16 protein-coding genes are annotated in these 24567 nt (G+C 57.7%); 9 read left to right on the forward strand and 7 right to left on the reverse strand.

What is annotated here, in order from left to right; genetic code table 11:
* Nucleotides 1-118: 118 nt before the first annotated feature.
* The 4 genes from G7064_RS03735 to G7064_RS03745 all read right to left on the reverse strand — a co-directional run bounded on the left by G7064_RS03735 (nucleotide 119) and on the right by G7064_RS03745 (nucleotide 8143).
* On the reverse strand, nucleotides 119-6124 hold the full coding sequence (locus G7064_RS03735) for a carboxypeptidase-like regulatory domain-containing protein (RefSeq protein WP_166072510.1): 6006 nt from the start codon (nucleotides 6122-6124) through the stop codon (nucleotides 119-121).
* A gap of 152 nt (nucleotides 6125-6276) precedes the next feature.
* Nucleotides 6277-6750 carry a nucleotidyltransferase domain-containing protein gene (locus G7064_RS22160; protein ID WP_240935710.1) on the reverse strand — a complete coding sequence of 158 codons (474 nt, stop codon included), beginning with the start codon at nucleotides 6748-6750 and terminating at the stop codon, nucleotides 6277-6279.
* Nucleotides 6675-7352: a DNA polymerase beta superfamily protein gene (locus tag G7064_RS22165; protein ID WP_240935711.1), complete on the reverse strand. Its 678-nt coding sequence runs from the start codon at nucleotides 7350-7352 to the stop codon at nucleotides 6675-6677. The genes G7064_RS22160 and G7064_RS22165 overlap by 76 nt, the downstream gene beginning before the upstream one ends.
* 29 nt (nucleotides 7353-7381) lie before the next feature.
* Nucleotides 7382-8143, reverse strand: a complete 762-nt coding sequence (locus G7064_RS03745) for a DNA polymerase beta superfamily protein (RefSeq protein WP_166072511.1) — start codon at nucleotides 8141-8143, stop codon at nucleotides 7382-7384.
* A gap of 143 nt (nucleotides 8144-8286) precedes the next feature.
* On the opposite strand from G7064_RS03745, the gene G7064_RS03750 reads away from it, so the two are divergent.
* Both G7064_RS03750 and G7064_RS03755 read left to right on the forward strand, forming a co-directional pair.
* On the forward strand, nucleotides 8287-9993 hold the full coding sequence (locus G7064_RS03750) for a M28 family metallopeptidase (protein ID WP_166072512.1): 1707 nt from the start codon (nucleotides 8287-8289) through the stop codon (nucleotides 9991-9993).
* Between the two features lie 11 nt (nucleotides 9994-10004).
* Nucleotides 10005-10982 (forward strand): WD40/YVTN/BNR-like repeat-containing protein, encoded by a 978-nt coding sequence (locus tag G7064_RS03755; protein WP_166072513.1) that lies wholly within the window; start codon nucleotides 10005-10007, stop codon nucleotides 10980-10982.
* A gap of 54 nt (nucleotides 10983-11036) precedes the next feature.
* Here the strand turns inward: G7064_RS03755 and G7064_RS22695 are convergent, their stop codons facing one another.
* Entirely contained in the window at nucleotides 11037-11168 is a 132-nt protein-coding gene (locus tag G7064_RS22695) for a hypothetical protein (RefSeq protein ID WP_166072514.1), read from the reverse strand.
* 9 nt (nucleotides 11169-11177) lie between these two features.
* Between G7064_RS22695 and G7064_RS22700 the strand changes: the two genes are divergently transcribed.
* Both G7064_RS22700 and G7064_RS22705 read left to right on the forward strand, forming a co-directional pair.
* A complete protein-coding gene (locus G7064_RS22700; RefSeq protein ID WP_166072515.1) occupies nucleotides 11178-11858 on the forward strand; it encodes a S41 family peptidase in 681 nt (226 codons plus the stop codon).
* Entirely contained in the window at nucleotides 11840-12211 is a 372-nt protein-coding gene (locus G7064_RS22705; RefSeq protein ID WP_166072516.1) for a S41 family peptidase, read from the forward strand. The genes G7064_RS22700 and G7064_RS22705 overlap by 19 nt, the downstream gene beginning before the upstream one ends.
* Nucleotides 12212-12343: 132 nt before the next feature.
* Here the strand turns inward: G7064_RS22705 and G7064_RS03775 are convergent, their stop codons facing one another.
* Complete coding sequence (locus tag G7064_RS03775) at nucleotides 12344-15064, reverse strand: polynucleotide kinase-phosphatase (protein WP_166072517.1); 2721 nt, start codon at nucleotides 15062-15064, stop codon at nucleotides 12344-12346.
* Between the two features lie 78 nt (nucleotides 15065-15142).
* Between G7064_RS03775 and G7064_RS03780 the strand changes: the two genes are divergently transcribed.
* From G7064_RS03780 to G7064_RS03790, 3 genes are all read left to right on the forward strand, one after another.
* Nucleotides 15143-16537 carry a putative sensor domain DACNV-containing protein gene (locus G7064_RS03780; RefSeq protein WP_166072518.1) on the forward strand — a complete coding sequence of 465 codons (1395 nt, stop codon included), beginning with the start codon at nucleotides 15143-15145 and terminating at the stop codon, nucleotides 16535-16537.
* A 109-nt stretch (nucleotides 16538-16646) separates the two neighbouring features.
* On the forward strand, nucleotides 16647-18584 hold the full coding sequence (locus G7064_RS03785; RefSeq protein WP_166072519.1) for a glycoside hydrolase family 97 protein: 1938 nt from the start codon (nucleotides 16647-16649) through the stop codon (nucleotides 18582-18584).
* A 28-nt stretch (nucleotides 18585-18612) separates the two neighbouring features.
* Nucleotides 18613-19059 carry a DUF2750 domain-containing protein gene (locus tag G7064_RS03790; RefSeq protein WP_166072520.1) on the forward strand — a complete coding sequence of 149 codons (447 nt, stop codon included), beginning with the start codon at nucleotides 18613-18615 and terminating at the stop codon, nucleotides 19057-19059.
* Between the two features lie 41 nt (nucleotides 19060-19100).
* Here G7064_RS03790 and G7064_RS03795 read toward each other — a convergent pair whose 3' ends face one another.
* Nucleotides 19101-20606: a 3' terminal RNA ribose 2'-O-methyltransferase Hen1 gene (locus G7064_RS03795; protein WP_166072522.1), complete on the reverse strand. Its 1506-nt coding sequence runs from the start codon at nucleotides 20604-20606 to the stop codon at nucleotides 19101-19103.
* A gap of 231 nt (nucleotides 20607-20837) precedes the next feature.
* On the opposite strand from G7064_RS03795, the gene G7064_RS03800 reads away from it, so the two are divergent.
* Both G7064_RS03800 and G7064_RS03805 read left to right on the forward strand, forming a co-directional pair.
* Complete coding sequence (locus G7064_RS03800; RefSeq protein WP_166072523.1) at nucleotides 20838-22334, forward strand: hypothetical protein; 1497 nt, start codon at nucleotides 20838-20840, stop codon at nucleotides 22332-22334.
* 98 nt (nucleotides 22335-22432) lie between these two features.
* Nucleotides 22433-24472 carry a cytochrome-c peroxidase gene (locus tag G7064_RS03805; protein WP_166072524.1) on the forward strand — a complete coding sequence of 680 codons (2040 nt, stop codon included), beginning with the start codon at nucleotides 22433-22435 and terminating at the stop codon, nucleotides 24470-24472.
* Nucleotides 24473-24567: the final 95 nt, after the last annotated feature.

Here is a 24567-nt window from a genome sequence, read left to right on the forward strand (position 1 = left end):
GATATATTGATTAATAGGCATCAAATAGTAAAGTGACACAGCAAGAAAGCCCCGGAATTATTCCGGGGCTTTCTTGCTGTACTATCAAAATCATAGTAGTTAAAATCGGGCTTCTGGGTTACTCCACGACGGCTTGCTTGCTGGCCGAGCGACCGAAGCGAGTAGGGAAGTACACGAGTTCAGCGCGGGCTGGATTGAGCGTGTAGCGGCCCCGAAAGCGCGGTTGCAGAGCTATACGGAAGGTATGGCGGCCTACGGGCAGTACGTCGATGAAAATGCCGGTTTGGTGGCGCAGGTATTCGCGGTGCACCTCGAAGAAATTGCCCGGGTTGTTGTTGCCGTAGGAGCAGCCGGCCGGGATAGGTACTTCTATGAGCACATAGCGTGCCTCTGCCACCACATCTACCGTTACAACTAGCTCCGCAGGCTGCCCAGCCCTAAGCTTCACCTGCGTACCTGTTTGGCCCGCTAGCGCAGTCGTTACGCGGAAGGGTGTAGCGAGGGCGGCAGGCTGTGGGTTCCATAAAGTTTGGTAGGCGGTAGCGTATACCGGTAACAGCCCTTCCTTACGCAACGTGAGCGAACCGGCACTGGGGGGCATTTTCGCCTCAAAAGGAAACTGAGTGACCTCTTGATTGAGGCCGCCGCTGAGCTGCACCCGCGCTACCGTGGCCCGACCGGTCTCAAACAAGTCGGGGCCGATGGTTTCCAGAATCTGGGCAGCCTCATAGGTGCTGGCCCAGTGCCCCACGCGCCGCTGATTCAGCAGATACGTGCGGATGCGCAGTAGCTCCTCCCCTCCCCCACCGGCGGCCCGCAACACGCGATAAGCCAGTAAGGTAGTTCCCACTCGCCTATTGAGCAGATGGCGATAATAAGCGCTCATTCGCAGGGTATCCTCATAAAAAGCCCCCCCGAGCAGGGTAGTAAAGCGGTGGCGCCGCAGACTATCCAACTGGTAAGGCAGCTTCAACTCCTGCCGCAGATGGGTGAGGGCCAAGTAGCTATCCAGTTCCTGGCGGCCGCGCTCCAAGCGCTTGATATAGGTAGCGTAGTCGGTTTGTGCGCCCAGGCGGTGCAGGAGCTGCAAGAGGCGCAGACGGTCGTCGGGAGTAGTAAAAAAGCCCCCCACGACGGCTGCGTCACGCTTTTCGGCGAAGGTTAGGTCCAGCTGCTTGAGTAGATAAATCTGTACTTGGTCGCGGTCGAACTGCACCTTATAGCCTTGTTTTTCGGCTTCCAGCAAAGCTTCTAGTACATGTAAAGTAGCCCAAGCGCTGATGGGTGAGGTAGGCCAGGTGCCCCACAATCCTGGCTTCTGCTGTCCCTGGCGCAGCCGCCGAATCAGCTGGTTTACATCTTTAGTGTGGGTAAACGGCTGGTGCAGAAACGCGCGGATACGCTGCTCCAGCAACAGCGCTTTGAGTTTGGAGGCCGCCTGCTCGTTGCAGAGGTAAGCGTACTGCTGCACGTGCTGAATTTCCTCCAGCAGCAGCGGCAGCGGGTCACTTTCCAGGCGCACGGTGGTTTCGCCCAACTTGGGGTCAAAAGTCAGCTGCATTGTCGTGTCAGCGGCGGTGAGCACCGCGAAGGTGCCAACCCGCTCGCGGGTGCCGGCCGGCAACACGGGCACCGTGCGCACTTCGCCATCGGCGTAGCCATCCGGTTTTTGCAGACTAAACGTGACTTGCAATGAGTCGGCCGCAGTGGGAGCCGTGACGGTGAGCGTATCCAAGGCAGAGGTGATGACCTGATGGCGCGTGGTGCGGGCCACAGTGGCACCCACTCGAAAACTGGTCGTGACTTGGGCCGTGTCGGAGAGATAATTGAGGGTTTTGCCGAGCACTTGGGCCCGGTCGCCGGCTATCAGGAAGCGCGGTACGGCCAATTCGCTCATTAAGCCTTTGAAGGAGCGTAGGTTGGCAGTGGCGCTGCCGGTGCGGCCGTGGTCGTCGGAACCCAGCACAAAAGTATCCCAGCTGGTTACATCGTCGGGCAGGGTGACCTCGGTAGTGGCCTGGCCGCGGGCATCGGTGAGCAGGTTGGGGCGCCACCAGCCGACGTCGGAAAAGCGGCGGCGCAGAGCCAGGCGCGGGTCGCGGCCGTCGGGCAAAGTGTTGTCGGCGTCAGCGGTGGTCGTAGGATCGGTTAGGGAACGGGGCGTTTTGGTGGCTTTGGTTTTGATAATAATTACTCCGCCCGCGGCCCTGGCGCCATAGAGCGCTGTTGCCTGCGCGCCCTTTAGCACAGTAGTAGAAAGAATGGAAGCGGGGTCCATGTCTTCGACCCGACCATTGAAAGGCAACCCATCCACTATGAAGAGCGGGGGCGTGGTCATCGGCTGGCTGGCGCTTCCTCGGATTCGGACAGAAGCGCCACCTGATATACTTGAGACACTGTTGGTGATGGATACGCCTGCCACCCTGCCATTCAGACTGTTCTCCACACCCAACCCCGTTACCACTACCTCCTGGAGTTGCTTTACATCCCCTTTCAAATCGACTTCCAGCTCCCGTCCCCACACCACACGCTCCTCCGAAACATAGCCAATGAAGGAAAAAACGAGCGTGCCGCCATGTGGCACGCTCACCTCGAAGCTGCCGTCCGCATTGCTGGAAACGCCGACATCTGTGCCTTTTACCAGCACTGTGACGCCCGGTAACCCTTCCTCCGTACTTTGGTCCCGTACCCGGCCGCGCACGAGTAGCCACCCCCGCCGCTCCGCCGCTGAGGTTTCCCGGACTTTGTACGTACGCACCGCCGGCTGCTCCGCCGCAGTCGAATGCATTGTGCGAGCTTTAATAAAACGGCCTACTCGCCGGCTTACAGGGCCTTTGGGCTGCCGGTGCGTGCGCTGAAGCTGTACGTAGGTTGTGCCCCCGGCCCGTACGGCCACATCGGCGGGCACCAAGCAGCTGCTGTCAGCCAAGAGCACTGCCACGCGGTATCTACCCGGTTTCAGGCCCTGTATGGGTGTTAAGCCGCGCAGCAATCGGTTGAATTTGGGCTGGCCGGGTTGAGTGACTACCGTGTATAAAACCGCTGGCAAATTAGGTAATTTCGACTGGGCAGCGACTTCTACAGGCGGCGCCCACAGCACTAGCCGACCTTGGCCGGCGCGGGTCTGCACCGTATCATCGAGCTGCACGAAGCTCCAGGCGCGGGTGGTAGCTGGTTGAAACATAGACAGCTCCTGGAGCTTACGCACGGCGGCTTCGGTGTACGCAAAGCCGCGCAAGGGAATGGAGTCCGCGTAACTATAGCTAGGCAGGCGTTCGAAGCGGTAGGGCTCCACGCTGGTTTGCTTGAGCAGGCCCGGCGCGAAGGTGTAGCGGTAGGTGGGTTCAAACAAAAACTTCTGCCGCAGCCCGCTCCCCTCCCGGTACAGCACCGAGTCGGCCCGAAACGGCCCACCCAGCCACACCTGGTTTCGATAGTCATGCTGTACACGATGCCGGTAGCTCAGCACTTGCAAACGGGTCCCCTGCCGGAGCGTGGGCATCGCGCCGGGGGGCAAATTGGCAACGCTTACGGGCAGCACATACCGGTTCAGCTCCGTTTGCTCCAGACTGGTAAAAGTAGCGGGGCGCACTTCTACCGTCAGGTCAGGCCGCGGATATTTCAGGTCGAGGCTGAGCGTGAGCTTGTGGCGTGGTTGCAGGTACAGGCCGCGCAGCGTAATGAGGCGGGTGGCGGTGCGCACGCTGAGAGTATGGTAGCCGCTGTCGGCCACCAGGGCGTAGGGCTCGGTGTGGTTGAGGGCCCGAATATAAATCGGCACCCCATCGAGGTAAACGGCCGCTGCCGGCTGCACCCGCCCCGAGTCGACTACGAAGGGCGCTACTTGGGTCAGGCCGCCCGGCGCGGGTCGGTATTCGCCAAATACCCCAAACTCAGGATAAAGAAACTGATAAAATACCAACGAATCGAGCCCCAGTTGCGCCCGCCACTTCCCCCAATCGAGCGGTTTTTGGCTGGTTTGATCTGGTTTATTGTCAAACTGCTCTGCCAACCGAAACCGCCGGCCAGCTCGGCGGCCCATAGTAGGCGGCTCAAAGCTGGGCAGCTCGGGAGCTTCGGGCTTCCGAAACTTGCTGGTGTAGGCGTAGGAAGTAAGGTCGGCGTTGGGCACGGGCGCGCCCCCGCCATCCGTCACGTGATACGTGAGGCGGATGCGCTGGCCGGGATACGCCACGGCGGGCTGCTCAGCGCGTACCTGCAACTGGCGCTGGAGCAGCGGAATGCTGTACTCCTCGGTACGCATTTCTCCGCCCCATTCGTACTGCACCGACGCAAACCACGGCTCCGGGCTGCTGGCTCGCTCAGCTAAGTTCAGCTCCGTGCTGTAGCCCCGGCGCACCAGTTCGTTGCCCCGATACAAAAAGTACCAGAACCGCAGCCGGTGCGGGTTGTCCATGGCCACAAAAATGGAATCGTGCGTGCGGTCGGAGCGCAGGGCCAGCGCGGCATTGGCAGGCGTCAGGAGCAATTCGGCGGTGCGGCCAGCGGCGTCGCGCAGGAGGTAACGGGCAGCCTGGGGTTGCACCGGCAAATCTAGGGGCAGCTGCACAGGGCCGCTAAAAAAGGGCTTCTTTAGCAGAGAGTTGGCAGGCCAAATTTCCAGGGTGGCGCTCTGGGGGGCATTTTTGCCCGCTTGCTCAAATCGGAGCTGCACCGAATCGTTATGGAGCTGCACGGTTAGCTGGCCGGGGTCGAGGCGGTAGGTTACGTTGGCCAGCTCAGCGTGGCGCTCATTATCGGAGTTGAGAAAGGTGGCTTCTACGCGATAGTTAAAGTCGGCGGCGGGCAGCACGTTGGGGGGCAAATTCAGACGCGTTTCACCCAAAGGGTCAAGCGGTTGGGCGTGCGTCCAGAGCGTATCGGGCACAAACACCACGGGCAAAGCCAGGCGCGTAACCTGCGTGGGCACCACCGCCACCCGCACCCGCGCATCGAGCAGGTTCAACTCATTGGCATCGGTGCCGCGCAGAAATAAGGCTTGCGGTGTGCCCCGGCGCTGTTCGGTTTCGGCCACGCGCAGGGTGTAACGGGTGTTTTTCAACTCATAATCTTCCAGCTGAAACTCGCCGCTGGCCAGGGTAACCTCGCGCGAATCGTCTAGCCGCGCATACACCGTGCGGCCACTTTGCAGGCCCAGCGTATCCGTCAGCGGCAATTCGTAGACATAAGAGCCGGGCCGCTCGGGCCGAAGCACAGCCAGCTTTTTGTCTTTGCCACTGCTACTCAGCCATAAGGTAAGCGGCTTGGTATAAGGCCGCCCACCCTGGCGGCGCAGCACCCGCGCCTTCAGCCGCAGCGTGTCGCCCTGAGGGCGGTAGCGAGGCTTGCTAAACACCATGTAATGCGTCCAGGCCTGCTCGCGCCGCTGTTCGCGCTTGCTTTGGCGCTCCTCGCGCACATCTTCGTCAAACACCGACCGCACCAGTCCCACCAGTCCCGTAGTCGTGTAGCTGAAGCTCTTGAGGCTGCGCACAAAGTTGCGCACAGGCCTCGTGAGGTAGCCCAGCGGAAACCCAAACACCACCTGATTAGCCACGTTTCGGAGCGTGTGCTGGGTTTTGGACGGAAACGTTCGTCTGAGCAGATGATACGTCGTGCGCCCGCCTTGGGTAACGGCCACAATGCCGCCCCGCCCACCCCGCGCCTTACGGAAGCTCTGCGTAGCGGCATCAAACGGTAGTTCGCGCCCGCCTATGCTCACCTGGGCTTGCCCATCGAGCAGTTGGCCGGTCGTATCGCGCACCACCAGGGCCAGATCCACCTGATTGTCCAGCACTACCACCTCGCGGTCAGTCACAGAGCGCAGCCAGTATACCAGGCGCGGCCCCTCGGTGTGCGCCACCAGGTAGTAGCCCACCGGCAGCGGGCGGCGCCACTGGCGGAGGCTGTCAGTCAGAAATGAATCGACGGGCTGGGTGAAAAAGCTAGTTTTTGCAGCAGCCAATCCTTTTTGATACAGCCGCACTGTTTGAGCGTCGGTGAGCCGAAAGACTTTGGTGTAGTAGCTGCGCTGCCGGCCCTGAGCTAGGCGCTGCTGGGCCGCGGCCGACTGCCAGCTCAACAAATACAGCAATACAAAGGCGAAGCGTAGGTGTCGAGACATAGGCGAGGCAGGTTAGATGGGCCAGAAAACTGGTCGAGCCCAAGCTATCCGCCGGCCGACGCTAGGATGATGCCCTGGGGGGCATTTTTCCACACGCTGCCACGAAAAAAAATTAGGTAGAGTGGTGCCTTTTGAGTTGTGGCACCACTCGGCTACCGGCTTGCTGCCGAGTACCAATCCTGCCGCATCCGAATCAGCAGATGCTCGGCGGCTTGTTTATCTGGCGCTTCCGGCAAATTGGAGGCGGCAAACGCAGCTTCCACGCGCATTACCAGCGCCTCGGCTTGTTCCACTAATGTTTCATATTCAAACTCGCCTCGCCGAATTTGCAGCAGAAAATCTCGGTTGGGCCGGCGCACGTGTAGCTGACCAGTGAGGGCAATTTCTTCGGCCATTTGCAGGAGTCGAAATACATGCAGCATATTCTTCGCGTCGTAGTTTTTGCCGTGTTGCACCGTATTCTCATAGCGCTCCGCATTGCGCTTTTTTACCCACTCGTGGTACTCCCGAAACACGCGGCAGTAACTGCTGTAGCCGTTGCGGTTGAAGCTCAAGTACGCCACTGGCTCCTGTCCTTTCGGCACGGCCGACAGCAGCACATCCTGGGAGGTTTCGGGGTCGCGCACCAAGCCTCGGTAGCCGTGGGGGCTTTTTTATCCTCAACAAACAGCGCGTATAAATCCGTAAGGTGGGGCACGTTGGCTAGACCGCATTGGGCAATACTGTAGCCGTGGTGCGCGAGCCACAGCTGCACCGGTTGCGCTCCGGCGCCCACCGTCACGTAGCAGAAGTCCAGCACCGACTTCCGGGTGGGCGGCTCGGGATGATTAATTTTTTTATTCAAGCCTCGCGCCTTCCGAATCTGGGCCACGGCGTACTCGGCGAAGCTCTGGCGGCAGAGCTTCGACAGGAAATCTTCGGCCCGAAATGCCGCGAACAGTGGATGCCGGGAAATAACGCAGTCGGGAGGCGTGCCCAGCAGTTCCAGAACGGTGGGGTTGTTTTTGAGCAGTAATTCCACGAAGCGACGCAGCTCGTAGAACACCTCGTCGTTGGTTTCATTGGCGACCTGAGGCACGTAGTCGAGGCCGTAGAACTCGGTTTCGGGCAGGATGAATACGCCTTTCAAATCCGTATCCGAGTGGGGCAGATGGGTACCGTAGGCGCGGCTCCCGCTGATGGCTTCAAAAAGAATCAGGCCGCGCTGGCGCAGGTCGGAGATGGTCATAGAGATTGTTTGTGACGTGAGGCCTCACGTTAAGCCTTCTTTACCAATCGCCTAAATAATGCATCCAGCCCTGAAACGGCCCCAGCAGCCGGAACTGGCAATGTAGTACGCACCGCTTGACTAGCCTCATATTCCTCCCGCAAAAACATTAGCAACTCCGACGGCGACGGCACGGTAGTTTTTTCATCGGCCGTGGCTTTGCAGGCCAACAGTTCATCGACACTTGCATTCAGCGCAGCTGGCAGTAGCTCCCGCAACAGCCGAAACTCCATGGGGGGCAAATCGGCGGGCCCCTCCCGAATCCAGCGGGCCGCAAGGGCCGAGCGCAACGCGTAAAATAACCGCTTCAGCCGCACCTCCTCGCCCGTCAAATCATCTTCCACTCCGCGTCGCACTAGGCCCAGGTAGTGGTGTAAACCGGCCCGCGGATTAAAGCATCCACCCATAAACGGCTGCAACGCCGCCCGAAAATCCAGCGCCTCCCGATACACTACCGGCGACTGTAGCCACTCAAACAACGCTGCGTTGGAGCCGCGCAGCAGTTTCAGCGCCTTGCGCAGCTCCCAACCGGCCAAATCTAGCTCTTCATCCACGGGGAAGTTGAGCGTATCGGGCCCTTCATCCAGCGTCAAGTACCAGTCAGTGGGGTGCGCGTAGATGAAGCGCACGTCGTAGTCGCTGTCGGGTGAAGGAAAGCCCCAGGCCCGGCTGCCTGACTCGCAAGCATAGAGGACGCGAACGTTGTGGGTAGCTTCGAGTTGGGTGAGAGCCGTTTGAATACGAGCGTGCATAGGCTGCAAGATGAAGGATCTGGGCGTAGAATTCGTAACCGAATATCCGCTACTATTGATAAATCGAATTTCTTTTAGTTAGCCCGTCCTTCATTCCCTCGAAATTCGCTATTTGGACTTCGGGGTTAAACAGCCATACTCACATGCTACACATCACTCGTTCTGTTGCCGCTGCTGGGCTGCTTGGCCTAGCGCTAGCCGGCTGCCAGTCGCAGCCCGCTTCCAACACTACCGAGGCTTCTCAGCCCGAAGCCTCGGCAACGGCCACCATCGAAACCGCCGCTTCTACCGATACCATCAGCTCGGCCTGCATCAGCAAGTACCTGCAAGCTGTGTCGTCGGATGAAATGATGGGCCGCAAGCCGTTTACCGTGGGCGAGGAGCGCAGCACCAAGTATCTGGCCGACCAATTCAAGCAGCTTGGCCTTAAGCCCGGCCCCGATGGCAGCTACTTTCAGGCCGTGCCCCTGGTGGAAATAACTGGCACCCCGGCCGCTACCATGCAGATCAAGGGCAACGGCAAAAGCCTGAACCTGCAATACAAGACCGATTTTGTAGCTTTCACCCAGCGCGAGCAGCCCCAGGTAGCCGTCACCAACTCGCCGCTGGTATTTGCCGGCTACGGCGTGGTGGCTCCCGAATACGGCTGGAACGACTACGCCGGCCTCGACGTGAAAGGCAAAACGGTGGTGGTCTTCGTAAATGACCCCGGCAACGCGGGCACCGATACCACTTTGTTCAAAGGCAAGGCCATGACCTACTACGGCCGCTGGACCTACAAATACGAGGAAGCAGCTCGCCAAGGAGCCGCCGGCGTGCTCATCGTGCACGACACCAAGCCGGCTGCCTACCCGTGGTCGGTGGTGCTGAGTGGCGCCATCAGCCCTAAACTGCGCGCCCAAACCGCCGACAAAGGGGCCAGCAAGTGCGCCATCGAAGGCTGGCTGACCCTTGATGCGGCCAAGCGCCTCTTCCAGGCCGCTGGCCAGAACTACGACCAACTCTATGCTGCAGCCAACCAGAAAGGCTTCCGTCCTCGCCCACTCGGCAACCTCACGGTCTCAGCCAGCATCCAGAACAAGCTGCGCCGCCAGACCAGCCGCAACGTGCTGGCGGTGATACCCGGCACCACTCGCCCCAATGAGTACATAATCTACTCGGCCCACTGGGACCACTTTGGCGTGGGCAAAGCCATTGCTGGCGACTCCATCTACAACGGGGCTGTGGACGACGGCACCGGCCTAGCGGCCCTGCTAAGCATTGCCGAAGCCTTCCAAAAAGCCCCCCAGAAGCCCGCCCGCAGCATCGTGTTTCTGGCCGTGACGGGCGAAGAGCAGGGCCTGCTGGGCTCGGCTTACTACGCCCAGCATCCGGTGTTTCCGCTCAACAAAACCGTGGCCGACCTGAACATGGACATGCTCTGGCCCTACGGCAAGATGAAGGACCTCACCGTCATCGGCTACGGCCAGTCGGAGCTGGAGGAGTACGCCCGCGCCGCCGCCAAGGAGCAGGACCGCTACATCCTCCCCGACCAGACGCCCGAAACCGGCATGTTCTACCGCTCCGACCACTTCAGCTTCGCCCACGTGGGCGTGCCCTCCCTCTACGCCAGCGGAGGCTTCGAGAGCCGCACCCGCGGCAAGGAATACATCGCCCAGCAGCGCCAGAACTACACCACCAACATGTACCACAAGCCCGCCGACCAGTTCGACCCCAAATGGGACTTGTCCGGCATTGCTCAGGATGCTCAGCTTTACCTCCGCGTGGGTCAGCGCCTGGCTGGAGAAACTACGTTTCCGCAATGGAAGGCGGGTTCGGAGTTTAAGGGTGCGCGGGATAAGAGTATGTAAAACGAGTAACTATGATTCACAATACCAGTAAAATATTTTCCCAATATTTTAAAATTACAGTCTGCATTATAGCCATTGGATTGGCATGCATTAGCTGCAATAAAAACGATAAAAGTCAAGTAGATATTAACGTTAAAAATAAAATATCAAATAAAAAATTTGATAGACCCAAATTCGATCCTGCTGTTTTTGATTTACTTGCTATTTCTAGTGACACCTTAATAGCCGTTAAGTGGCATGGCGGATTTTCTATTACTACAGACGCGGGCAAAAATTGGCAAACACTTCACCAAACCCCAAAATCAAAAGGTTATGTATATTTTAAATATATGATGTTTGACAACAACAGGATACTTTGGGGTTTAGATAGCTGGAAGGGTATTCATGAGGCAGACTATTCACGCATTTCTTATTCTAGCGATTTTGGTAAAACATGGAAAACGAAGGAATTTCAAACTGAGGACTTTTTCCCATATAAATTCTATTCAAAATCAAATAAAAAGCTTCAAATCATCACGTTTAATGGGAAAGTCTATGAAGCAAATGATAAATTAGCTTCAAAATGGAATTATGTTAAATATGTTCCCACTCTTGATAACAGCGAAAACCCCGCTGATTACAACACTTTTTATTATGACAATCTACAATTTAAATTAGAAGAAGTAAATACTTTTTTAGGAAGGTTGTATCAAAAACAGAAATCTGAATGGAAACTTGTTATTGAATCGGATTTTATAACTGAAGCACAGGATGTATGCTTGTGCAATAAAAATATTTATTTAACTGGAACAAATGGATACTATGTTGATAGTCTTTATTACTTATTCAAAATACAGAAGAATAGAATCGTCGAAAAAATAAAGATACCTAAGATGGGCACCATTAAACAAGGTAGGTATCTACTCTGTGACAGCAAGAATAGATTGTGGCTCTATAATTTTCAAGGTATATGGCTGAAAGAAGGAAGGAATCTATCTATAAAATACTAAGCAAGTAATTGAGCCTTTAAAAGGCTTAATCACTTGCTGTCGAACCGCGTTTTCTTACAACCTAGCGTCCACCAGCTCGCTTTCTAGCGCCAGCACACCAAATACCCACTGGTGCACCTCCCGTAGCGGAGCGCTGGCCAGATATAAATCCAGCAATCCAAACAACCCTCCAGCTTGTCCCCGCATCTTAGCTGCATGCAGAAACTCTGGCTACTGATGCTCCTTACGGCCGTTACCCACGCGGCCCATTGCCAAACCACACCGGCCCCGCTCCCCGATTCGGTTAAGACCTTTCTCGACAAGAGTCTGACGCTACTGGAAACACATTCGCTGGAGCGAGGCACCGTCGATTGGCCCCAGCTGCGCCAGACGGTGTACCAGAAAGCCCAGGGCGCCCAGTCGGTGCGGGAGCTGCTGCCGATCTACCCGTATGTATTTGAGCAGCTCAAGGACGACCACGGCTGGCTGACCTATAAGGGCAAAACCTATAAGTGGCGCAACACTGCTCGCCCGGCCTACACCAACGCCGCCGTGAAAGAAGCCCTGGCGAAAAAGCCCCACATTCTGGTCAAGATGCTCCCCAACAACGTCGGTTATATTCAGCTGCCGGGGATCAACGCTGGGGGCAGTCTGCAAGCCATGCGCGACGCGGCCAAGGTGGTGCAAGATTCGCTCTGCCGCATCAACTCCAATAAGGTAAAGGCCTGGATCATTGATCTGCGCCTGAACGACGGCGGGGCCATGGCGCCCATGCTGGCCGGCATCGCGCCCCTGATCGGCGACGGCCACCTGGGGGCTTTGTGGATAAGGACGGCAAGCCCGACGAGCAGTGGTACCTCAAGCAAGGCAACTTCTACATGGATACGTTGCAGGTAACCACGCTCCAGAACCGCTGCCCCATCAAACGCACCGACAAGCCTATCGCCGTGCTACTTAGCGGCATGACCGCCAGCTCCGGGGAGATTGTGGCCATCAGCCTAAAAGGCCGCCCTGCCACCCGCTTCTTCGGCGAGCCCACCTACGGCGCCACCACCGCCAACGAAAGCTACCGCATCAGTGGCTCCTCCTACCTCACCATCGCCGGCCTGCTCGAAACTGACCGTAACAAAACCACCTACAAAACCAGCCTCACCCCCGATGTGCTCATCACCGGCGGCGACAACTTCACCGACCTCCGCCAAGACGCCAAGGTAGCCGCGGCACTAAAGTGGCTGAAGAAAGGCCGATAGTATTATTTATCATCCCTCACCCGTTTGTCATCCTGACGCAGGAAGGACCTTATATCAGGTGCACGACTCGCGGTGACGTGAAAAGGTCCTTCCTGCGTCAGGATGACAAACGGGTGAGACTAGTAAGGGACATTACAACCGCGGGTCCACCGCCTCACTTTCTAAGGCCAGCACGCCGAATACGCACTGATGCACCTCTCGCAGCGGGGCGCCGGCCACGAAGCGTTCCAGGCTTTCCACGCCGAGGGCAAACTCCCGCAGGGCCAGGTTGCGCTTAGCTTTTACGGCTCGCTCCTTCAGGCGCTCCAGGTTGCCGGGCAGCAGGTAGTCGGGGCCGTAGATGATGCGCAGGTACTCGCGGCCGCGGCACTTGAGGGCGGGCTGGACGAGGCCTTTTTTGGTGGCGGGAATGAAATCGTAGGGCTTTACCACCATGCCTTCGCCGCCGGCGTCGGTGAGGTCGGTCCACCACTGGGTGGCGGCTTCCACGGCGGCTGGGTCTTGCAGATTTACTACGTGGTAGGTAGTAGCGCGGAGCAAGCTGGGGTCGTGGAGGCTAAGGGCGCGCAGAGTTTCCATGTGCCAGGCGTGGTCCTTATCGAAGTAGGTGCGGCCCTCGGTGGCCAGCAGATGAAAGGGCGCCAGGCGCAAATCGTCGAGGCTCTCGACGGGCCAGCAGTAGCGGCGGTAGGCCTCGGCGTATTGGGTGGCGGCGGTGCGGCGGGCCGAGGTGCGGGCCAGCAGGGCTTCTACGCCGTCGAGGCCGCGGGTGGCGGCTTGGGCTAGCGTGGCTTCGGCCAGCGGCAAAGCAGCGTTGGCGGCAGCGGCTACGGCGGCGTACTGGTTTTTGATCAGCTCCTGGGCCTTGGCCGACCACGGCAGCAGCTCGGCATCGAGGCAGACCCAGTCGGTTTGGAATTTTTCCCAAAAATTGCCCCCCAGCAGGGCTGCTTGCAGGCGGGTGAGGAAGGCGGCTTCCAGATTAGGGTCGGTGAAGAAGTTACGGCCGGTGCGGGTGTAGCATTTGCCCGGCCCCTCGCCTACTATTCCGAAGCGGCGGCGCGCGGCGTCCTCGTCGCGGGCCAATACCAACACCACGCGGCTGCCCATGTGCTTTTCCTCGCACACCACGCGCTCCACGCCCTGACGACGGAAGTAATCGAAGGCTTCGGCGGGGTGCTCCAGCAGGTCGGGCAGCGGCGAGGTTTCGGTGGGCGACATGGTGGGGGGCAAATACAGGAGCCACTTCGGGTTGAGGGCAAAGCGACTCATCACCTCCAAGGCGGCAATGGCGTTTTCCTCCCGGATGGTAACCGACGGCAGCAGGCGCGGCCGGATAATTTGCTTGCCCGTCACGTCGCGGATATCCAGCAAGTCGTCGTGCTGCTGTTGGGCAGAGAGGTCGGTTTGGGTGGCCTCTAGCAGTTGCAGAGCGCGGTAATTCAGCGGGCGCACCGGCTCACAGTACACGCGGGCGGCGGGCACGGCTATTAGCTCCCGCTCGGGGTAGCGCAGGGCAGTGAGCTGGCCGCCGAATACGCAGCCCGTATCAATGTCGATGGTGTTATTTAACCACTCCGCCTCAGGCACGGGCGTGTGACCGTACACTACCATGGCGCGGCCCCGATACTCGGAGGCCCAGTTGTAGCGCACAGGCAAGCCAAATTCGTCAATCTCGCCGGTCGTTTCGCCAAACAAAGCAAACGCCCGCACGGCGCCCGATCCGCGGCCCTGCATGTCTTCGCGCATGCCCGCGTGGGCTACCACGAGGCGGCCATCATCCAACACGTAATGGCTCACGAGGCCGTCCAGAAACTGCCGCACTTGGCTTTTAAACGTATCCGACTCAGCGGCGAGTTGCTCCAGCGTTTCGGCAAAACCGTGCTGCACGTTCACACTTTTGCCCCCCAGATGCCGCAGCAGCTTAATATCGTGGTTGCCGGGCACGCATAGGGCCAGTCCATCCTGCACCATGCGCATCACTAGGCGCAGCACCTGCGGCGAGGCTGGGCCGCGGTCAACTAAGTCGCCGAGGAAGATGACACGGCGTTCAGCGCTATTAATCTCTGCTCTTAAACCTTCTTGAAAGGATGCAGAGCCGAACGCCATGGGCTTATTATCTTCTCCTGAGGCATCTCCTGACGCTTCAGCAGTGAGAGACTCAAAGCGGCGTGTCACGCGCACGCCCAAATCCCGCACGTCCACCACCGGCTCTGCTTCCACCACATAGCCCAGCTTATTGAGCAGCTGCACCAGCTCATCGTAGCAGCCGTGCACGTCGCCGATGATGTCGAAGGGGCCGGTTTCGTGCTTGCGGTTGCTGTAAAGAGGGTCGCGCTGAACAGTTTGCACGGCGTCGATTTCCTCAGCGCCGTGCAGGTGGAAGATATGGCGAAAGCCTTCCTGTTTGAGGGTTTTGAGGCTGCGGCGCAGCTGCTGACGCTGTTGGGGCACCACGTGGCGCGGCATGTGCCGACGCTCGGGGCGCGTTTGGTTGCGGTCCTCGGCCAGACGGTCGGGCACGTCGAGGATGATGACGGTAGGCAACACGTGGTAGTCGCGGGCCAGCTGCACGAGCACTTTGCGGGCCTCGGGCTGCACGTTGGTAGCGTCCACTACCGTGAGCAAACCGCGCTTGAGGCGCACACCCACTAGGTATTGCAACAGCGCAAAGGCATCAGGCGTGGCCGATTGGTCGTTTTCATCATCGGCCACCAGGGCCCGGCAATAGTCGGAAGACACGATTTCAGTCTCTTTAAACAACCGACGGGCAAACGTACTCTTCCCCGCCCCCGACGTGCCCATGAGCAGGACCAGCGAGAGTTCGGGAAGTTTTAGGGTAGTCAGAGCCATAAGCGCAAAGCGAGCGTATATTTAGGAATAGCTTATTTGGCAACGTTAACGGGTTTCTAGCTTATTCGGCACGATACGATGGCACATATAAACTCCACATATCACGACTTAGCTAGGCTGGTTTACAAAAAGCTAACGAAGACGAACTATCCGCAGCCCAGCGAGAGCATATTACATCATCTGTTCGAGAACCTGTTTTTTACGAGTCTCAAAACGGAAGAAGGCCAGCTAATTAAGGTTACGGTCACCTTCATCGATCCGGCCGACCCCGACCCCACCCCGCCCGAGCGCATCGTGGCTGACCGTTGGAATTATATCCACTTCCGCAAGCGCATTCCCTTCACGGTCAAGAACATCGTGAAGCTGTCGAAAGCCGCCGACCCCTGGAGTTCGTCGCTTGCCGTGTACTACGACGCCAATAATGAGCTGTTTATCTGGGGAATGATCGACCAAGCAGTGCATTACCAGGACTTTCTGAATTACGAAACCGAATCCGGCTCCGAGCAACCGGGATTTTTCCAGACTACTATATCCGACATCGGTAGCATTTATGTAATGCTTGATTACGAGCTAATTGCCACCCTGAAGCAGAACACGCTAATCAGCAATTATGTCGATGTCTTTAGAAAAGGAACCGTAAATAATATCCTGAAATCATTTTCTGAGCCTTACAAAAAGGCAATTAGAAGTTATATCAAAAAACAATATAAAGATGAAGATCCCAGAGACTGGGATGAATACATCGAAACTTCTATTATTCAGTCCTTGTCGCGCATTTTGCTCAAAACCCAGAATTATCATCACGGGGGGGCTTTTTTAATTACGCCTTACAAAAAAGCCGGTTTAAATGTAAAACACGAGTTGTCATACGACCGATTATGCAAGGCGATTATAAATTATATTCAGCTTAATATCTCCCATTACAAGTACTCGAATGCTATTGCCAATGAATTCTCCAAGGACGAGAAAAACTTGGTTCCTGTGTCGTTGTATGTAAGCGAAAACGTATCAGAGGCCAAGAAAAAGGAAACAAGTGACGAAATAAAAGGCGCTATCCGATTCATCTCTTCCCTATCCTGTATTGATGGTTTGGTGGTGCTCAGCACCGATTTAAAAGTAAAAGGGTTTGGCACCGTTATTCGGTCGAAGCCTTTACCGCAGTACGTGTATGTGTGCAGAAGTGCTACCGTGCGTGATGATAAAGTCACGGCCGTTAGTCCTAATCAATTTGGTACCCGGCACTGCTCTATGTTTTCTTACTGCTGGAATAATAATGGCAGTTTGGGATTTGTTATTTCCCAAGACGGAGATATTCGCGCCATTACCAGAGTAGAAGATAAATTGGTTATCTGGGAAAATATCAAGGTGCAACAATTTATCAAAAGCGAAAAAATAAGCAAGCCGCTTCACATTAAAAGTGACCTTGACAAGCAGCTGGCCCAGCCTATTGCAAGTGAGCACCAAGAGGATTAGTAATAGCTGGATACGTTTGACGGACGGCCATGATACTTAACTTAGCCCGGCGGGTTCAGGTATCCGCTCGCTAGTCCTTATCCTGCTTTGTCCCTTGCTGTTTGCGTTTATGCTGAAAGCCTCACTGACCCTCGTGCTAATCCTGACAACGATGCTGGCCCAGGCCGCCGCACCAGAGCCCATCTTTATTACCAGCCCCGATGGCGCCGTGCGGGTGTCGGTCAGCGTTACCGATCAGGGGAAGCCGAGTTATTCGGTAGCCTACAAAGACACGGAGCTGCTACGGCCTTCCAGCCTGGGTCTACAGCTGGCCGACGCAGATTTAAGCAAAGGACTTAAGCTCACCAGCGCCGGCAAATCGGCCCCCGTCACCGACAGTTACACCCTCACCAACGATAAGCGCGCGGCCTGCCACTACCAGGCCAATCGGCGCGAAATCACGTTTTCGGGTAGCCAAGGGCGCACGCTCAGCGTGGTGTTTCAGGTGTCGAACGATGGGGTGGCTTTTCGGTATGTGCTGGGGGGCAAATCCAAGGAGAAACAGCGGATTCTGGGCGAAAAAACCACTTTTAAGCTGCCTGCCGCCGCCAAAGGCTGGCTGCACCCGCACGCGGTAGCTCAAACGGGCTGGTCCAACACGCAGCCGTCGTACGAGGAGTACTATAAGATGGGCATAGCGGCCGGCACGCCGTCGAGCTTGGGGCAAGGCTGGTCGTTTCCGGCGCTATTTCAGGCGGCCGGACACTGGGTGCTGTTGACGGAGGCGGGCATGGACCGAAGCTATTGTGGCACCCACCTAGCCCATCTTTCGCCTGATGGCGAGTACAGCATTGCCTTTGCCCAAGAGCGCGAAGGAACCACGCCCACGGCCCCAGTTGCCCCCGAATCAACGCTGCCGTGGAACACGCCGTGGCGTGTGCTGGTGGTGGGTCCCACCTTGGGCACCATCGTCGAATCGACGCTTACTACCGACCTCAGCGCCCCGACCAAAATCAAGGATACCGCCTTTATCAAGCCGGGTAAGGCTTCCTGGAGTTGGGCCTTGCTAAAGGATGAAGCCACGGTGTACGACGTGCAGAAGAACTTTATCGACTACGCGGCCGATATGAAGTGGAAGTATTGCCTGATAGATGCCCTCTGGGACAAGCAGATCGGGTATGATAAAATGACGGAGCTGGCCACTTACGCCCGCTCCAAAAACGTGGACCTGCTGGTGTGGTACAACTCCAACGGCAGCTGGAATAAAGCCCCCCAGACGCCCATAAACGTGCTTTTCGAGCCAGCATCGCGCAAGAAGGAGTTTGCCCGCTTGCAACAAATGGGTATTAAAGGCGTGAAAATCGACTTCTTCGGCGGCGACGGACAGTCGATGATGAACTACTACCAGGACCTACTGGAAGACGCGGCTCAGGCCAAGCTCCTGGTAAACTTTCACGGCACCACCATCCCCCGCGGCTGGACGCGCACTTACCCCCACCTGATGACCATGGAAGCCGTCCGCGGCTTCGAGTTTCTGACCTTCGACCAAGCCAACGCCGACCAGGAGCCTACCCACTGCGCCGTGCTGCCCTTCACCCGTAACGCCGTCGGCCCCATGGACTTCACGCCCATGTGCTTTTCGGAAATTCCCGGTCAAAAGCGTGTCACCACCAACGGCTTCGAGCTAGCGCTTTCGGTGTTATTTCAGTCGGGCATTCAGCACTACGTGGAAGTGCCGGAGGGCATGAAAAAGCAGCCGTCCTTCGTGGTAGACTTTGTGCGGAATTTGCCCCCCAGCTGGGACGACGTGAAGTTTCTGGACGGTTTCCCCGGTGAGTACGCCGTGGTGGCCCGCAAAGCCAACAACAAATGGTACGTGGCCGGCATCAACGGCACCCCCACCGACCGCACCATCACCCTCGACCTCTCCAAGCTAGGTGCTACCAAAGGCGGCACCCTCATCACCGACGGCACCACCAACCGTGACTTCAACACCCGCCGCTTCACGGGCACGGCGCTCACGCTGCCGGTAAAGGCGCGCGGCGGGTTTGTGCTGGAGTTGAATTGAGAACTAGACCTTATAAACAAATAGAAAAGTGCTTCAAGACGCTTCTACGACCAAGTACAAACACAAAAAATTTGTTGAAAGGGTAGTTGAATTTGATACTGTTTGGGCCCTGGAATCTGAGGATGGGTGGGCAACTTCATCATCCAATGAGTTCGAGGATGCTGAAGTATTCCCATTCTGGTCTGATAGAACTTATGCCAAAGCCACGGCCAAAGAAGATTGGGCACATTATAATCCAAGTGGAATGCCACTGTCAGACTTTTTAGAAGACTGGCTAATAGGTATGTACAATGACGGAATCTTGGCTGGCACCAATTGGGACGCGAATGCTTTTGGCAAAGAAAACGAACCTCTCGATTTAGCTTTAGAAATAATCAATGAGCTAAAAGCTAAGAACAGAAATCTAAGCTTCAGAAAATTCTCCAGCTTGGAGGATTATGAGAGTCAAGTCCATAGTTTAATGGACCCAGAATAACTCTCATCACTTCTAGCTTGGGCATTAGTTAGAATCAGATACTACCGCTCAAACACTGCCAACTGCGAAGGCGCGCCTACTTCCTCCACCTCTGGCCCTAACGGCTCCATGCGCACGCGGTAGCCGTGGCGCTCCGCAACTCCCGCCGCCCAAGCCTCGAACTGCGCCCGCGTCCACTCGAAGCGGTGGTCTTGGTGGCGGAACTCCCCAGCGGATAGGGTTTCGTAGCGCTGGTTGTAGTCGGCGTTAGGCGTGGTGACGAGCACGGCGCCGGGGCGGGCGCGGGCGAATACCACCTGCTCAAACGCGGCCAGCCGGTTTTCGTCGAGGTGCTCGATGACTTCAACCACGGCCGCCGCGTCGTAGCCGCTAAGGCGCGGGTCGTGGTAGAGCAGGGAGCCTTGCACCAGCGTGAGCCGTTCGCGCTGCCTGGGGGGCATTTCTACGATGTGCAGGCGCTCGTGGGCGCGTTGCAGCTCGCGGTGCGACACGTCCATGCCCAGAATGTGCTCGATGTGCGGAATTTTGAGCAGCCGACGCACCAGTTTGCCCTCACCGCAGCCCAAATCGAGTACGCGCTTGGCCCCGAGGCGGCGGATTTCTTCTGCTACGCGGTTGAGGCGCAGGTCGTGAAGGCTTAGCTTTTCAACGACGGCCTCACCTCCTAGCCCCCTCTCCCAAGGAGAGGGTGAACTAGCTTTTAGATCTAATTCTAAATCAGATTGATTAGAGCTAGAAATACTAGAATCTAGTTCCTCCTCTCCTTGGGAGAGGGGGCTAGGAGGTGAGGCCGTCGTAGGGTCAGCTTCCTCCCCCGCTAGCAGCCGCTCCAACGTCGGATCGACGTACTCGCGCAGATTGCGCAGGTAGCGGCGCGTGATGAATTCGCGGTCGGGGTGCTGGGGGAGCCAGTCGCCGCCGCGGTGCAGGAGTTTGTCGGCCTCGGCCTGCCCGATGTAGTAGTGCTTGTCGTTGTCGAGGACGGAAATGAGCACGTAGAGGTGGCTCAGCAAGTCGCGCAGGCGCAGGGCCGGGTGGCGCAGGCGGAGCGTGAAGTAGCGGCTGTCGCCCCAGGCCGGCACGGTGGGGTCGAGCGGGTGGGCTTCGGTATCGATTTCGTAGCCCAGGGGGGCAAAAAGGCGTTGGAGCTGGCTGGCGTTGGTGGCAGGCAGGGCGGCGACGGTCGCTTCGAGGGGCAGCAGCGTGTCGGGCAGGTCGGGGCGGTCTTTGCAGGTGCCATTCATGGCCGTGTTGAATGCTTTTACCAACGCCGTGCTCATAAAAGACGAGGCCGCGTAGGGCCGATCGTTCACGTATTGCTCCAGGGCAAAGCCCTCGCCGGCCGGGCCGCGGTGGTTGCGCACCAGCGCCACCGGGTCGATATCGAGCAGCAAAGCGGCCGTGCAGCGCTCCGCGGTGGCTTCGGGATAAAATATGTGGGCCTGCCCGTAGGCTATGTCCACCGACTGCAGGCGCGCCGGATTCTTGTGCAGCAGGTAGCCCAGATCGGTGGCGGGCTGGTGGGTTGTGGTAATGGTGAGTAGCATAAGGAGAAGCTAAACCGGCAAAAAAGCCCCCCAAGATAGTCGGGTTCGGGAGGCTCGCACCTCAGCGGCCTGTATTCCGCCCAAAAAAGCCCCCCAGCCTCCCTGCGGGTCGCAATTTCATAACCCTGCCGTCACAGCTTGATAACCGGCTCTTTACACGACGGTAATATGCCCCCGATACTTTTGGGCATTCTTAGTCCGCAACCTCTTCCCCTACCTAACTATCTGTTCATGAACAACATTACTCTCTCAGCGCGCCTTTCTGCCTTGGCTTTGGGCGCCGCGCTGACCAGCTGCGAAACCGACAAAGGCAACCAGCCGAGCATCCCGGTTAACAAGGCCGTGAAGCTGGAAAACCATTCGGTAACGCCGGCCCTCATCAAACCCTTGTCCGGGTTCGACAACCTCAAAATATTCTCCCTCATCAGCTCCGACGACGTGTTGCCCGCCTCGCCCGAGTTTATGTTCGGCGGCTCGGCCGACGGCGCGGGCCTGCTCCGCAACCCCGACGGCAACGGCTTCACCATGCTCGTCAACCACGAAGACAACCTGTCCATATCGCGGGTACAGTTCGATAATAGCTTCAAGCCCGTAAGCGGCGAGTACGTGCTCAACTCCGACGGCGGCCGGTGGCGCCTGTGCTCGGCTACGCTCGTAACGCCCAAAGAGCACGGCTTCGGCCCTGCGTTCCTGAGTGCTGGCGAGAGCGATGTCAATGCCCAAACCCATCTGATTGACCCATTTGCGCCTAATAACACCCAAGGCATGGCCAAAGGCATTCGGGGCCTGGGCTACTGGAGCGCCGAAAACGCGGTGCCTCTGCCGAAGTCGGCCTACCCCGGCAAGACGGTGGTGCTGACCGGCGAAGACGCTTCCGACGCCACTGGGGGGCAATTGGCGCTCTACCTGAGCAACGCGGTGGGCGACCTCGACGGTGGTCAGCAGTACATGCTCCGCCGCACTGACCTGAACCAGAAGGAAACGGAGATCAAAGTGGGCCAGAAGTATCCCATCGAGTTTGCTCTGATTCCCGACCACAAGAATTTGACCGGCAACCAGATGCAGGCCCAAGTTGATCCACTGAAAGCCATCAAGTTTGGCCGCGTAGAGGATATCGACTACCGCAAGGGCCACGAAAACAACGGCCAGGGCAACCGTGCCAACGGCCGCGAAATCTACTTCAACGTGACCGGCCAGGCCGCTTCCGGCGCCAACGCCGACAACTCACGGACGGTATGGGGCCGCGTATATCGCCTCGTGCTCGACGAGAAAAACCCGCTGAAAGGTACTCTGGAAGTAATTCTGGACGGCGACGACCGCAAGGGTATCGCTGGCGAGTTTCAGAATCCCGACAACATCTGCGTAACTGAGAACTACGTGTATGTGCAGGAAGACTCCAACGGTTACGGCCCCGAAACCCACGACGCCTATATCTATCAGTACGCCATTAATGGAGGCGGACTGAAGAAAGTATTGGAGCTGGACCACCGCCGCACTGAGGCCGACGCCGCCAAGTATAATGTAGGTAGCGGTGCCACCCGCAAGGGCAGCTGGGAATACGGCGCCATGCTCGACGTATCCGATGACCTAGGTGTTCCGAACACGTTTGTGGTGTGCATCCAGCCCCACAGTTGGACCGGCCAGAAGTACCGCGATGGTGGGGCTAAGCCGAACAACGGCAACAGCCAAGCCAGCCAGCTAGTAGCCATCAGCGGCCTGCCTCGCTAACCAAATAACGCATGCAGAAAGCCTCGCCCTGGTTGGGCGAGGCTTTCTCATATGTGTAAAATAGGTGTTTACTCATTTGTTTGTTTATTGATAATCAGATGTTAAGAATTTTGTTCTGGATTACAGCGGGTTTGTTTGCTCTGGCTTTACTTGGCCCAACAGCCTGCCAACGCCCCGAGGCTAACGTTGCTAAAAAGGCCGCAGCTCGCCCCACTGATCAGGTGCTGGCCACCTATCACCAGAACTTAATCTTGCTCGATTCGGCGCTGGTGCGACTGCAAAAAAGCGTGGCAACCAAGGCCCCGATAGCAGCCCAGCGGCGAGCGTTTCGGCGGGCGCGGCAACGCTATAAGCAGGTGGAATTTTTGGCTGAATACTACCAGGCTACCTTAGCAAAGCTGCTCAATGGTCCAGCCATTATTGAAGTAGCCGACTACGATCAGGAGCAGCGCCAGATTATGCCCGAGGGCTTGCAGGTAATCGAAACCTACTTCTACCCCGAAGCCTACGCCCCCGATCAACAGGCCGAGCTACTCAATCAGCTGGCCCTCACGCGCAGCTCCCTGCGCGGCATGCGCAACTCGGCCGATATTCTGGTGCTCACCGACCGCCACGTGTTCGACGCCCTGCGCCTGGGCGTGTTCCGGGTCATGACGCTGGGGCTGCCCGGCTTCGATACGCCTGCTTCCCCCGAAGCGGCGGTACCCGAGGCCGTGGCCAGCTTGCAGGCCCTACGCGCTACCCTGGCCGCCTACGCGCCCGCCCTGCGCACCCGCGACGCTGTGCTGGCTGAGCGCCTTGACGAAACGTTGGCTAGCAGTATCAGTCACTTAAAATGCGCACCCAAAGCAGATTTCGACCAGCTCGCCTTTTTGATCAAATACGCCAACCCTTTATCTCAGCAGCTACGGCAGGCGCAGTTGGCCTTAGGCATCCCGGAGTTTACGGAGGCGCGCGCCTTGCGGGCCAGCGCCGCTACATTGTTCGATTCGGCCGCTTTCAACGCCGATTATTTTGCCCCCCAGAGCGATGCACGCACTACGCCAGCGCAGGTTGCGCTAGGGCAGCAGCTGTTTTTTGATCCGGTGTTGTCGGGTAATGGCGGTCGGAGCTGCGCCTCTTGCCACCAGCCCGCCCGCGGCTTTGCCGAAAACCGGGCTCGTAGCGTGACCTTTGCCGGTAAAGGCACGGTCAGCCGCAACGCGCCTACTTTGCTGAACGCAGGTTTACAGCGCACCCAGTACCACGATGGTCGCCTCACTTACCTCGAAGACCAGGCCGCCGACGTGCTGGCCAACCCCACCGAAATGCACGGCTCCCTGGCACGCGCCGCCGCGTTACTGCGCCAGAGTCCGGCATATCGAGTGGCGTTTGCCCGCACTTTTGACGCTCCAGACGCCACCGAGGCTGCCATCACCGAAAACCAGGTGCAGCAGGCCCTAGCCAGCTACGTTCGCTCCCTGGTGCGCCTCAACTCGCCCTTCGACCGCTACGTGCGCGGCGAAACGGCCGTGTTGGATGCAGCGGCCCAGCGCGGCTTCAACGTGTACATGGGCAAAGGCAAATGCGGCACTTGTCACCTCATGCCCCTCTTCAACGGCAACGTAGCCCCCACCTTCGACCGCACCGAAACCGAGATTCTGGGCGTGCCTGCCCAAGCCAGTCTCCATCCCACCGCCATCGACCCCGATCCGGGTAAGTTCCGCCTGCAAAGCATTGAGTGGCAGCGCCACGCCTTCAAAACGCCCACCTTGCGCAACATCGCCCTCACCGCGCCCTACATGCACAACGGCGCCTACAACACGCTGGAAGAAGTAATCGAGTTCTACGACCACGGCGGCGGTGCGGGCCTGGGCCTCGACGTGCCCAACCAAACCTTGCCTCCCGATAAGCTCAACCTCACCAAAGCTGAAAAAAGCGACCTGCTAGCCTTCCTCCACGCCCTCACCGATACCACCAACACCCAAAAAGCCCCCCAGCGCTTACCAAAATTTCCGGCAGATATGGCTCATCTGAATAAGCGAGTGGTGGGGGCAAATATTAGGGTTAGAAGCGTTTGTAGAATTAAACTGATACATCAACAGGCGGTCATGCTGAGCATGTGGCGCATGAAGCCAGAGACGAAGCATCTCGCGTAGGGTTGTTGGAGGTAGTATATATTTAAGAGAACGTCATGCTGAGCTTGCCGAAGCATCTCTACTGGTTAGTAATCAGATAAAGCGGGAGAGATGCT

The organism is Hymenobacter sp. HDW8, assembly GCF_011305775.1.
In the GTDB taxonomy this organism is placed as follows: Bacteria; Bacteroidota; Bacteroidia; order Cytophagales; family Hymenobacteraceae; genus Hymenobacter; species Hymenobacter radiodurans.